The 12213-nt window shown below is 43.0% G+C and carries 10 protein-coding genes and 2 tRNA genes; 8 read left to right on the forward strand and 4 right to left on the reverse strand.

Annotated elements, in window-relative coordinates:
* Positions 1–313: 313 nt before the first annotated feature.
* The 4 genes from gltX (at position 314) to AAEY72_RS12715 (ending at position 2768) form a co-directional block, all read left to right on the forward strand.
* Entirely contained in the window at positions 314–1843 is a 1530-nt protein-coding gene (gene gltX / locus AAEY72_RS12700; RefSeq protein ID WP_352310740.1) for a glutamate--tRNA ligase, read from the forward strand.
* 128 nt (positions 1844–1971) lie between these two features.
* Entirely contained in the window at positions 1972–2337 is a 366-nt protein-coding gene (locus tag AAEY72_RS12705) for a hypothetical protein (RefSeq protein ID WP_352310741.1), read from the forward strand.
* 122 nt (positions 2338–2459) lie between these two features.
* A tRNA-Ala gene (locus AAEY72_RS12710) sits at positions 2460–2535 on the forward strand.
* A gap of 157 nt (positions 2536–2692) precedes the next feature.
* Positions 2693–2768, forward strand: a tRNA-Glu gene (locus AAEY72_RS12715).
* Between the two features lie 211 nt (positions 2769–2979).
* Here AAEY72_RS12715 and AAEY72_RS12720 read toward each other — a convergent pair.
* The gene (locus tag AAEY72_RS12720) at positions 2980–3888 is read right to left on the reverse strand and encodes a DMT family transporter (RefSeq protein ID WP_352310742.1); all 909 of its coding nucleotides are present in this window, start codon (positions 3886–3888) and stop codon (positions 2980–2982) included.
* Positions 3889–4396: 508 nt separating this feature from the next.
* Between AAEY72_RS12720 and AAEY72_RS12725 the strand changes: the two genes are divergently transcribed.
* Together AAEY72_RS12725 and AAEY72_RS12730 are read left to right on the forward strand one after the other, a co-directional pair.
* Positions 4397–5050 carry a LysE family translocator gene (locus AAEY72_RS12725; RefSeq protein WP_352310743.1) on the forward strand — a complete coding sequence of 218 codons (654 nt, stop codon included), beginning with the start codon at positions 4397–4399 and terminating at the stop codon, positions 5048–5050.
* Between the two features lie 32 nt (positions 5051–5082).
* Positions 5083–5541, forward strand: coding sequence for a hypothetical protein (locus AAEY72_RS12730; protein ID WP_194620959.1), 459 nt, complete (start codon positions 5083–5085; stop codon positions 5539–5541).
* A 247-nt stretch (positions 5542–5788) separates the two neighbouring features.
* On the opposite strand, the gene acnA is transcribed toward AAEY72_RS12730, so the two are convergent.
* A complete protein-coding gene (acnA, locus tag AAEY72_RS12735) occupies positions 5789–8617 on the reverse strand; it encodes an aconitate hydratase AcnA (protein WP_352310744.1) in 2829 nt (942 codons plus the stop codon).
* Between the two features lie 288 nt (positions 8618–8905).
* Positions 8906–9964 (reverse strand): DUF3025 domain-containing protein, encoded by a 1059-nt coding sequence (locus tag AAEY72_RS12740; protein ID WP_352310745.1) that lies wholly within the window; start codon positions 9962–9964, stop codon positions 8906–8908.
* A gap of 113 nt (positions 9965–10077) precedes the next feature.
* Here AAEY72_RS12740 and AAEY72_RS12745 point away from each other — a divergent pair, with 113 nt between their 5' ends.
* A complete protein-coding gene (locus tag AAEY72_RS12745; RefSeq protein WP_189585836.1) occupies positions 10078–10794 on the forward strand; it encodes a metal-dependent hydrolase in 717 nt (238 codons plus the stop codon).
* Between the two features lie 44 nt (positions 10795–10838).
* Complete coding sequence (locus AAEY72_RS12750; RefSeq protein ID WP_352310746.1) at positions 10839–11393, forward strand: YchJ family protein; 555 nt, start codon at positions 10839–10841, stop codon at positions 11391–11393.
* Between the two features lie 163 nt (positions 11394–11556).
* On the opposite strand, the gene AAEY72_RS12755 is transcribed toward AAEY72_RS12750, so the two are convergent.
* Positions 11557–12204, reverse strand: coding sequence for a hypothetical protein (locus AAEY72_RS12755; RefSeq protein ID WP_502945378.1), 648 nt, complete (start codon positions 12202–12204; stop codon positions 11557–11559).
* Positions 12205–12213 lie beyond the last annotated feature (9 nt).

Genomic DNA, 12213 nt, shown 5'->3' on the forward strand with positions numbered 1-12213 from the left:
AGATTTTGATAATGACACAAACAACTCAGTAGATGACGACCATAATGGCCAGTAATAGTAAAAAATCGGATGAAAATAAACAAGTTATGCCTTGTCTAACATTATTATCGCAAGGATACGCTGGTAGTCAAGCGCTAGAAGGGCTTTTCATTAAAAATATCACATCTCTCTGTTATACTAGCGCTATATTTTACGCTATTTTTCAACATCGACGGCTATTGTTTCATCCGTATTTTTTCAAACTTTTGATTCATATTTGTCCTTACTCTCTTTCACTGCCTTATTTTATTGACAACAACATTCTGAGATTCCTATGACGCAAACATCGACTTCTACTAGCAGCACACGCCCTGTGCGCACTCGCATCGCACCCTCACCAACTGGCTTTCCTCACGTAGGTACTGCTTATATTGCGCTATTCAATTTGGCTTTTGCTAAAGCCCATGGCGGCGAATTTATTTTACGTATTGAAGACACCGATCAGACACGTTCAACTGAGCAATCAGAGCAAATGATTTTGGACGCCTTACGTTGGGTGGGACTTGATTGGGCAGAAGGCCCAGATATTGGCGGCCCACACGCCCCTTATCGTCAGAGCGAGCGTAGCGATATCTATACCAAACACGCTGAGATGCTAATAGATAAAGATCATGCATTTCGTTGTTTTTGTACCAGCGAAGAGCTAGATACCATGCGTGCAGAGCAAATGGCCAATGGCGAGACGCCACGTTATGACGGTCGCTGTGCCCATTTGCCTTCTGATAAAGTTGCTGGGCTTGTTGCATTAGATCAACCGCACGTGATTCGTATGCGCGTGCCTACCGAAGGCGTCTGTCAAGTGCAAGACATGCTACGCGGCACCGTTGAGATTCCTTGGACGCAGGTCGATATGCAAGTGCTGCTAAAAACAGACGGCATGCCAACATATCATCTAGCCAACGTCGTCGACGACCATTTGATGGATATCAGTCATGTGATGCGTGGTGAGGAATGGTTGAATTCTGCGCCTAAGCATCAGTTGCTCTATGAGTATTTTGGTTGGGAGATGCCAGTCCTTTGCCACATGCCATTACTGCGTAACCCAGACAAATCAAAACTGTCTAAGCGTAAAAATCCAACCTCTATCACCTACTATCGTGATGCGGGTGTGCTCCCTGAAGCGTTGCTAAACTACCTCGGTCGTATGGGCTACTCAATGCCTGACGAAGCGGAGCAGTTTACCTTAGAAGAAATGATTGCCAGCTTTGACATTCAACGTGTGTCGCTTGGCGGCCCTATCTTTGATATCGAAAAACTCAACTGGCTCAATGCTGAATGGCTACGTGCATTAACGCCAGAAGAACTCAAAAATAAAATCCTTGAATGGGCGAGCAACAGTGACAAGCTAACCGCTATCGCAGCGGCGATTCAACCACGTATCGAATTGCTGTCTGACGCGGTCAATTGGAGTGGCTTCTATTTTCAAAACTTGCCTGATATCAACGTTGAGAGCTTTACCCATAAATCGCTCACACCTGAGCAAATCATGGATATGCTACAGCTGTCATTATGGCAGCTAGAAGTCTTACCTACTTGGTCAGAAGAAAACATCTACGCCACGCTAAAAGGCCTGGCCGCACATCTTGATATTAAAATGCGTGACTTTATGGCACCGTTCTTTATCGCTATCGCTGGTAGCACCTCATCGACGCCAGTCATGAACTCTATGGCGATTATCGGTGCTGACATGACCCTGACACGCTTGCGCCATGCAGTTGACGTGCTTGGCGGTTTGGGTAAAAAGAAACTCAAAAAACTAGAGAAACAAGCAGCAGAGTTGCCAGACTTTTTGGCTGCTGAATAGCTTAGCTACTGAGTAATAAATTAGCTGAAATTTTTGGATTTGAAAGGGTCAGGCCAGTTCTGACCCTTTCTCATTCTTAGTCAGTATTACTACACTGATACTATCAAAACTCTTAATTGGAAATAAACATGGCCACCAAAACTGTCACGATAGAAAGTAAAGATTATGTCTTTAACACGCTAAAAGAAGCGCAGAAATACTATGATGCCATCGTAAAAGAGCTTTATGATGCAAAACTTACCCTGACAAAGGGTCAGGACTTTGATGACTTAAAGTGGATATACACCACTTACTGTGGTTATACCAATCATAATGTCGATCGATTAAAAAAATCTGACATCGTTGGCTTTAAAGGAATCAGCACAGTACAACAAAAAGGTGGACAATATATCCCCACAGAATGCAGTGCAATTATTTTTTCAGATGGCACCGAAGAAGAATTCTTTACCGATAAAGCCATCAAAGAGATCGCTCTCAAGCAAAATCCACGCTAATTTGGGCTTGTTAAGCAGCTAAAATCGCTTTAACCACGTTTTTTCGCATATTTATGCATTATTTTTAAAATAGTAGTTGACAAGAAGGCTGCTGTTACCTAAAATACGCACACTCTTAGCGAGGGGCTATAGCTCAGTTGGTAGAGCACTTGCATGGCATGCAAGGGGTCAACGGTTCGACTCCGTTTAGCTCCACCATACTATTTAAGACAAAGCTCAGTTTACTGACACTTTAGAATAAATACTCGCTAGTAGGACGATATCAGCACCTAGGCAAGGCTTTCTCTATTATTAATAGATAAGCGCTCTGATATTGTGAAGTACCGTTGTAACCAATGGTTATAACACTCTATGCGTCCCCATCGTCTAGAGGCCTAGGACACCGCCCTTTCACGGCGGTAACGGGGGTTCGAATCCCCCTGGGGACGCCACTATACGGCGTCACTTGTTAGCACTTTTGCTTAGCAACTTTAAGCATCAGGTTAGACTAATAAGCGAACAATGAAAAATCCCAGTCATCATACGGTGACTGGGATTTTTTATGTCTGTTATTTTTATAATAGCTTACTGCAACTCACTTCAACGCTCAATCACCGCTTAAGACTTTATCGGACAAACTTCTAGCCTGTCCGATAAAATCGTTTACGACTTGACCAAGCCTTTTAACGATAAGTTTAATGATAGATAAGTGCCAAACAAAATCACGACTGAGCCAATGATAGCGCCGATGTCCAATGCTTCACCAAGCAAGACATAACCAAAAAATATCGCAAAAATAGGAATAACCAGCGTAATACTGGTTGCACGCATGGGGCCAATATTTTTGATCAACTGGTTCATAAAGATAAGCGCAATGGCGGTCGAAAACACCCCAATACAAATCACCGATACCCAAGCTTGCAGGCTAATGCTTGCGCCATAAGGAAATTTATATACAGCAATTGGCATCATCACCACGCTTGCGATGATTAGTGAGCCTGCCGTAATAGCAATCGGTGAGATGTCGTACAGATAGTTCCTAGTAATGTTTGCCCCTATCGCATAGCCAACACAGGCAAATAGCGCATAACCCATCGGTAACAACGCTGAGCCTAAATCCGTTCCCAAGCCCTGCCCTTGCGCACCAAACAAGTTCTCACTCATCAAAATAACCACCCCAACAAGGCCAATCACCAACCCTAGCGTTTGCCGCTTAGTCAGTCTTTCTTTAAAAAACGTGCTGGCAATAAAGCCGCTCATCATTGGCACAGAAGCATTAAGTACCGCCAATACCCCAGCGTTCACTGTCTGTGCTGAAAAGGAAAATAGCACAAAGGGAATCGCAGCGGAGAACAAACCAACGACGGTCAGCATTTTGTAGCTTTCTTTAATACCTTTGCGATTTTTTGCGCTGATTAACACAAAAATAAGCATGGTTAAGCCAGCAAATACCACGCGTAAGCTAGCAAATGCCAACGAGCCAAACTCAGGGACACCCACCCGATAAAATATAAATGAGAGCGACCACATAAAGGAAAGTGCAAAAAAGGTAATAAGGTCGCGTCTGGTCATGGTGTACTCAATTTGGCTGGCTATTTATTTAGCAGTGTTAAATGGGTTGGTTAAGTCATAAAAAATATTGTGATCATAACGTTTTAATGGCTTTAGAGATGCTGTTTTTATGTGTTTTTGCAGGATAGCTATCAAGAAATAGGCAAGACTTCTTGAGTTTTGGCAAGACGAAAATTTGAATGTAGCGCGGGTTTGTAATGATTGAGATAACTTGGTTTGAATAAGATTAGTTTGAACGAGGTTGATTTTGCGGATATTGGACATAATAGTATCTGATGGAGGAGCGGTGTTTTTGCTAATTCAACTTAAGCTCACTACTATCTATCCTATAAAAAACTTATAAAATATATAAACACTCTATATAGTCGGTTCAGTATAGTTTGGATACAAGGAAGGCGAGTGAAAGTACTACAAGTAGTAGACTAAGCAAGCTTGACACCGTATCCAATTTATAGAGGATTGACTATAGCATAGGGATGTCTAGAACTATCAAAGGGAGGTGATTACGATGTTCGGTATTGAAAATTATTTGGGATTTATTTTGGCGGCTATTCTGTTAAACCTAACACCCGGCACCGATAGCATGTACATCATCACCCGTAGTATGGCGCAAGGGCAAACAGCAGGGTTTTATTCTGTGTTGGGCATCACCTCAGGTATTTTGGTACACACGTTATTGGCGTCGCTTGGGTTATCAGTATTACTCGCCAACTCTCCTACAGCATTTATGCTCGTCAAATATATTGGTGCCAGTTACTTGTGCTATTTAGGCTTTAAGATGCTAACGAGCAAAAGCTCGAACTCAATAACAAATAGTTTGTCCAACGATCAGCACGTTACTAGCCAAAAGGATGTCGACGGCTGGAAAATCTATAAGCAAGGCGTATTAACCAATGTGTTTAATCCAAAAGTGGCCTTGTTCTTCTTGGCATTTTTCCCGCAGTTTATTGACTCCAGCTATGCTTATGGCATGCTATCATTTTTGATGTTAGGACTGACTTTTGCTGTAACTGGTTTTGTTTGGTGCTTGTGTTTGGCCTTATTAGCTGCACGATTTAGTACACGCCTGCGGGAAAACCCCTCTATTGAAACGATGTTAAATAGAATCAGTGGTGTGGTGTTTATAGGACTGGGAATTAGGCTGTTGACTGAGAAAGGTTGAAGCAATGGGAATAAATGATGAGGGAAATAATAATGAACGATGACACTAAGCAGAAAATCACTTTATTACTTGAAGAGTTACTTAACGCCACATGCTCAGAAGCAAGGCAAATAGAAATAAATCTTGAAGTAAATAAATTATCACCCGATCCATTTTGGAGTGATTATATATTCTGGAGTGAGGAATATGTAAACGAAGATTTAAGTATAAATTACGAGGGATTTTTGGATAAAATTTCTGAGTATCCAAATTCTTATGAGTATAGAACAAAGAGTCGCATTTTAGAGCTGGCTCAAAGACTGATTACTAGAGACTTTTCTGACATTGGCGAAGTTGACATAGTAAATGAAATCAATGAACTGTCTCCTGATATTAACTGGACGAATTATCTTTTTGTCGATAAGACTTGCTTGAACAATGACGGTAGCCTCGATAAAGAAACGTTCTTAAATAAAGTATTTAAGGAGAGCTGGAATGAGAACTTCAAATGATTCAATGGAATAGTTACCAGATACTACAGTCAGTAAAAAGTAATATCGATACATCACGCACTGCTGATATCAATTTTTCTTGCTTGCTGTGCCTTTGCAGACAGAGGCTACAAAAAACTGATATCAGCAGTATCGTAGCGTTTTTGGAATATTTTGACTATAGTTTCCTTTTTCCTCACCCAATAAAAAAGCCCAATCCCCTATTTTAGTGGGATTGGGCTTTTCTCGTTCTAACTCTAATCAGTCATTAAGCAGCGTCTTTATTCTCAGCCGCCAATTGACGTAGTACATAGTGCAACACGCCGCCATGACGCACGTATTCGCGCTCTTTTGGCGTTTGTAGACCGACGTTTACCTCGAAGGTTTCTGCTGATCCATCAGCACGAGTAGCGGTGACTTTGGCGGTTTTGCTTTCACCATTATCGAGACCACTAATGCTGATCACTTCTGAACCATCGAGCTTGTAAGTCTCAGCGTTTTCACCTTCTTTAAAGGTCAATGGCAACACGCCCATGCCGACTAGGTTTGAGCGGTGAATACGCTCAAACGAGCTGGTCAGTACCGCTTTTACGCCGAGCAAAATAGTACCTTTGGCTGCCCAATCACGGCTAGAGCCAGAACCATACTCTGCGCCGCCAAGGACGACTAACGGACGCTTGTCTTCTTTATACTTCATCGCCGCATCATAAACGGCCATTTCTTCACCGTCTTGTAGCGTGGCGCTGTCGCCTTTGAAGTAATAGGTATAGCCGCCTTCTTTACCGCCCATCATAGTGTTTTTAATACGGATGTTAGCGAAAGTACCACGGGTCATGACCGCATCATTACCACGGCGTGAGCCATAGCTGTTGAAGTCGGCTTGCATGACGCCGCGCTCTTGCAAGTATTTGCCTGCAGGCGAGTCTGGATCGATATTACCAGCGGGCGAGATGTGATCGGTCGTGATTGAATCACCGAACAGACCTAAGATGCGTGCGCCTTCGATATCACGGATACCGTCTGGCTCCATGGTCATACCATCAAAGAATGGTGGATTTTTAATATACGTCGAGCCTTCATCCCATGGATACAGCTGGCTATCGGCTGAGCTAATGGCGTTCCAAGCAGCACTACCGTCAAACACTTCGCCATAGTTTTTGCGGAACATTTCAGCGTCGATATTGTTGGCAATCAGCTCATTGATCTCTTCTGATGTTGGCCAGATGTCTTTTAGGAACACATCATTGCCATCTTGATCCTGACCTAGCGGATGGGTAGTCATATCGATATCGACCGTACCAGCGAGTGCATAAGCGACGACCAATGGCGGTGACGCCAAGTAGCTTGCTTTCACATGCGAGTGGATACGACCTTCAAAGTTACGGTTACCAGACAGTACAGCCGCAGCGACCAAGTCATTTTCTTCAATACCTTTCTCGATAGATTCGAGAAGCGGGCCTGAGTTACCGATACAAGTAGTACAACCATAACCGACTAAGTAAAAGCCTGTTTTTTCTAGCTCATCCATTAGCTTGGTTTTTTCTAGGTAATCAGTGACGACTTTAGAACCAGGTGCCAACGAGGTTTTCACCCAAGGCTTAGCTTTGAGACCTTTGGCAGCGGCTTTTTTGGCAACCAACCCAGCACCAATCATCACCGCAGGGTTTGAGGTGTTGGTACAAGAGGTGATCGCTGCGATAACGACTGAGCCATCACGCAACTTATGATCACGGTCATCAATTTTTACCGTGGAGAAAACCCCATTGGCAGGCTGATAGCCATCGTCTTGATCATCATCGATTTTTGGCTGTGCGGCTAAGTGTTCAGCTTGCTCTTGCTCACCACCTTCTTGGTCGAAACGTACTTTACCTTCGACTTCCGATTTGCGGTCTTTGGTCATTTTTTCTAAGGTTTCGCCAAATTTTTCATGCATATCAGATAAGTTGATACGCTGTTGTGGCAAGTTAGGACCAGCAAGCGCAGGCTGTACTGAGGACAAGTCTAAATGCAAGTTGCTTGAATAGGTCGCTGCTGGGGTGTCGGCATCGTGCCACATACCTTGTGCTTTGGCATATTTTTCGACCAACTCAATTTGAGCTTCGTCACGACCTGATAAGCGCAGATAGTCAATCGCCATTTGGTCAATTGGGAAAATACCACAAGTCGCACCATATTCTGGCGACATATTGGCAATCGTCGCACGATCGGCGAGCGGCATACTGTGTAGGCCTTCACCGTAGAATTCGACAAACTTGCCAACCACGCCATGAGCACGCAGCATTTCAACCACACGCAATACCAAATCGGTTGCGGTGACGCCCTCGGTTAATTTACCCGCCATCTCAAAACCAACGACTTGTGGAATCAGCATCGATGATGGTTGACCAAGCATGGCAGCTTCTGCTTCGATACCGCCCACACCCCAACCAAGGACACCGATACCATTAATCATCGTAGTATGACTGTCAGTACCGAACACCGTATCAGGATAAGCGGTTAATTCTCCATCTACGTCAGCAGCCATCACCACACGAGCTAAATACTCAAGGTTGACCTGATGGACGATACCGGTCGCTGGTGGTACGACAACGAAGTTTTCAAAGGCGTTACGACCCCAATGCAAGAACTCATAGCGCTCATTATTACGCTTAAATTCGATCTTTTCGTTCAAATCTAGCGCATCTTCGCGACCATAAGCATCGACTTGCACGGAGTGATCGACGACCAATTCACTAGGGATAAACGGGTTAATTTGCTCGGCTTTACCGCCCAGCTCAACCACCGCATCACGCATGGCTGCCAAATCGACTACCGATGGCACACCAGTGAAATCCTGCAAGACGACGCGAGCAGGCATAAAGGCAATTTCTTTTGAAGCTTCAGCACCTGCGTCCCAATTGGCAACCGCTTCGATGTGGTTCTTACCGACAGATTGACCGTCGTCTTCGTTACGCAGTAGATTCTCTAATACGACTTTCATGCAATATGGCAGCTTACTGATATTGCTATAGGTTTTGGTCAGCTCAGGCAGACTGTAATAGGCATGTTCCTTGCCATCGACCGACAGGGTGTCTTTTACGTCAAAGATATCACTCATGGTAGCTTCCTTATCTACTGGGTAGATTGTTATGAATTTATTGTTATAACTGGTGGCTAGATGGATTTGCTATAAAGGTGTTCGTTTGAAAAAGGCTTAAATGAATTTTGTATTTTCATAGTTGGAATTTCGAAGAAAAATCATTAGACCTTGCGTCGTTCATAACGACTCTCCTTTACCATAACAAATCTGGAGCGCTTTGTTAACGCCTAGACGTAGTCAAATCGTGGCACAATCGTAAACGCAACAGCAGCTTAGCGGTTTATAAATAAGGTGTTCAATGATTTTTCACTTTTTGCTTTTGCGGCGACCATGACGGAACACATAAGGGTCGTCATAAAAGCCAATATCTGCATTTTCTGCCCAAAAATGTGGCACGCCTAAAACAGGTAAAGGGGCAAGCTGACGCGGTGTGACGTTATCTTGTGACAATAACTTATCCATATATTGAGCAATTTTGCTGTCCAAATAGACCATGCGTGCAGACAACGATAAACTAAAAAAATCCTGCGACACATTAATAACGATACTGTGCGCACACAAAGGTTTGCGCGGTCGTATTAATTGCTCCAGCAGTGCATGACCAAAAACATAAACCGCAGCCTGAGACTGACTATTCAGTTGCTGTGGATTGTCCCAGCTATTACGTGACTCTACTAAACTTGCTTGCCAATTAAAATCAATCAGCGCCTCGCCAATAAACGGCTCAGACGTCACTAGCACCGCCCCATTTTCATCGAATACGGTGATGGTATCGCGGACGCGTCCTCGGCTAGCGCCAATTCCCTGATGGGCAATCTCCGCCATATGATAATAATTGAGCAGTGCTTTGGTTTTTGGAAAGGTCAGCCAAATACTACCGTTGAATAAATCATGCAAGTTGTCACGCGTCGGGATATTCCCCGTCGTGGCGATAAAGCTTTCGTACGCTTCGCCTTCTGGCAATGCATGCTGTGAGACAAAGTTTAGCGTATGCGCCTGATTATCTTGGGTAGGATTGGTGGTAGGTAATTGGCTTTGCAAATGCTCACTTTGCTGGTTTAACGCTTCGTTTAAAACCTTAGCAATCACGTCAGGCCGACTCTTTGGTTTAGCTTCATTAGAGCCCTCAGCTTCATTAGAGCCCTCAGCTTTATGAGAGCCTTCAGCATTGTCAAAGCATTCAGCATTTGCCCCACTGAGCTGAGCGATGGCGTTACTGATATAATCCAATTGGTGTAAATGAGCCAACCACGGCGCTTGCCAATCGATTTCAGCAAAGCTTTTATCAAGACTACCGTCGTGTGTAGACAGGCTTTTAATAGGTACATCAGAATGGAGTGTGATGGATAAATCAATGAAGGTCATGGGGTGTATCTCTATTAGACGTAGGGCTTGTCTATGGTATCATAGAGCGCTTTTTTGCTGCGAGATAGGCAGCTTTAAGCACCCTTTTTAGCGATATTTTATGGCAAATCTTTATGGCAAATTTTAATACCCACCTAAATGTCGCATTCATGGCCAGTGGTACGCTGAGTTTGACGGTTTACAAAGCGGGATTGATTGATGATTCAGGGTTTTTGATGTGTGTAGCGCTCGGTACCATCGGTGGGCTGCTGCCTGATTTGGATTCTGATAATTCGACACCGATTAAGCTGGGTTTTAATATTACCTCGTTTATCTTTGCCTTTGGTCTGGTGATGCATTGGCGTAGTGATCTGAGCTTATTGGCGCTAATAGCATTATGGCTAGCTGGCTACGGTTTTATGCGTTACGTGGTTTTTCATATCTTTACCACCATGACCGTACATCGCGGCGTCATGCATTCTGTACCCTATATGGCGATACTGGGTCTGGGGCTAACCTACCTAAGCTACAGCGTGCTACAACTTCCACTGACGGCCAGCTGGTTTTACGGTTTGTTTTTATTCAGTGGCGCAATGGTACATTTGGCATTAGATGAGCTATATAGCGTTAATTTATCAAATATGAAAATGAAGCGCTCATCGGGTACGGCGATGAAGTTTTACCAGCATAAAGATAAATGGTGGTATCTGCTGCTGTATGTCATCCTTGCGCTCTTGATCTACTTTGCGCCACCTTTCGATGAATTTTGGCAGCAACTACGTGACCCAGCACCTTGGGCGAAACTTAAAATCGGTCTATGGCCAGAATTGATAAAAAACTGGCTGAATTAAAATTTATAAAACTGTTAAAAAATGAATAACAACTCGAGTAAATGATGTCGATTTCCCTACAAACCTGCCCTTGCCAAGTTAACCCATCATCAAACGTTATAAGCTCACCGCTACTTTATAAAGATTGCTGTCAGCCTTATCATGACAGTTTATTGAGCGAAGAAGCTGATAAGACAGATGGCGTAAAAGCGGACTCTGCTGAGCGTCTCATGCGGTCGCGTTATAGCGCCTTTGTATTGGTCAAGCCAGAATATATCGTCAAGACCACAGTGCCTGCGCAGCAAAAATTGCTAGATGTTCAGGCGATTGAGTCTTGGGCAAAAGAAACAGATTGGGCAGGATTAGAAATCGTAGCGCATACACCAAAACTTGGTAAACGCCATGCGCAGGTTGAGTTTAAGGCTTATTTCAAGACAAATGAGGATTTGCAAGCACATCATGAGTTGTCTGCCTTTGTGAAGGTGACAGACAAAATCAATAATGATGAGCGTTGGTATTTTTTAGACCCGACGGTCGAGATGACTGTCAGCCAAAAGCAGCCGTGTATTTGCGGTTCTGGAGAGAAGTTTAAGAGGTGTTGTGGTGTTTATTTGGTTTAGTTTCTCTCTCATTTTTTAATGTTTCTCTCTCAAATTACTAGCTTAGTTATAATTATTCATTTTATAAAAACCATATATATCAATACCTTAAAAAATTATCGCTCTTTCTCTCTCTCATTTAGGCTTTTTCTCTCTCAAACCTCTCTCAATTAAAATGCTTCTCTCACTTCATAACCCACTTAGAGTACCGACCCACTCCAACGTTTTCTATTTTTTCTGTTTTTCTAAGTTTCGTCAATAAATGACCTATTTTAGTGACTTTCTGTTTTTCATCGAGAACTTCACTAAGTGTTGGTATTAGCAAGCTATCGATATCAGGCCTTGTAGCACATTCGTATTTGTCTATATAGTCTAAAATAAGTTGCATATAAAAAGTATCATCTTGAATCCTATTACGTATGTATTTAGCTTTTTTATTAGTGGCTTCTGCCACTGATGATGATACATAGTAGTTAGGTCTTCGTCCTTCTATAAGGTTCTTCCGTTGTAACTCCTTAGCCATACTTTTAGAAATATTTTGACCCTTTTGAACTCTATCTAAAGCTATAATTTCCATTATTGATAAATCTGTATTTTTAATTAATAACTTGCTATATGCAGGGTCTACAACATCACCGTATATAATTAACTTAACAGCCTGAGGCATTGTCAAATCGTAATCAGGTAACGGCAGATAGCGCTTCGCCTGTTTCTCGTACATTTCATGGATTCCATAACCCATTGTGTCAATCATATTCAATTGAACCATAGCTTGGGCAAGCTTATAATTACGATACTTTTTTGGTCTTCTCTCTTCTGTTACATAATCCACAGGTTTACC

Origin of the sequence: Psychrobacter sp. W2-37-MNA-CIBAN-0211 (assembly GCF_040309405.1) — a bacterium.
In the GTDB taxonomy this organism is placed as follows: domain Bacteria; phylum Pseudomonadota; class Gammaproteobacteria; order Pseudomonadales; family Moraxellaceae; genus Psychrobacter; species Psychrobacter glaciei.

What these genes read in the sequence shown, in the direction of transcription:
- gltX (WP_352310740.1), top strand. Translation starts at nt 314, where the DNA reads ATGACGCAAACATCGACTTCTACTAGCAGCACACGCCCTGTGCGCACT.
- AAEY72_RS12705 (WP_352310741.1), top strand. Translation starts at nt 1,972, where the DNA reads ATGGCCACCAAAACTGTCACGATAGAAAGTAAAGATTATGTCTTTAAC.
- AAEY72_RS12720 (WP_352310742.1), bottom strand. Translation starts at nt 3,888, where the DNA reads ATGACCAGACGCGACCTTATTACCTTTTTTGCACTTTCCTTTATGTGG.
- AAEY72_RS12725 (WP_352310743.1), top strand. Translation starts at nt 4,397, where the DNA reads ATGTTCGGTATTGAAAATTATTTGGGATTTATTTTGGCGGCTATTCTG.
- AAEY72_RS12730 (WP_194620959.1), top strand. Translation starts at nt 5,083, where the DNA reads ATGAACGATGACACTAAGCAGAAAATCACTTTATTACTTGAAGAGTTA.
- acnA (WP_352310744.1), bottom strand. Translation starts at nt 8,617, where the DNA reads ATGAGTGATATCTTTGACGTAAAAGACACCCTGTCGGTCGATGGCAAG.
- AAEY72_RS12740 (WP_352310745.1), bottom strand. Translation starts at nt 9,964, where the DNA reads ATGACCTTCATTGATTTATCCATCACACTCCATTCTGATGTACCTATT.
- AAEY72_RS12745 (WP_189585836.1), top strand. Translation starts at nt 10,078, where the DNA reads ATGGCAAATTTTAATACCCACCTAAATGTCGCATTCATGGCCAGTGGT.
- AAEY72_RS12750 (WP_352310746.1), top strand. Translation starts at nt 10,839, where the DNA reads ATGTCGATTTCCCTACAAACCTGCCCTTGCCAAGTTAACCCATCATCA.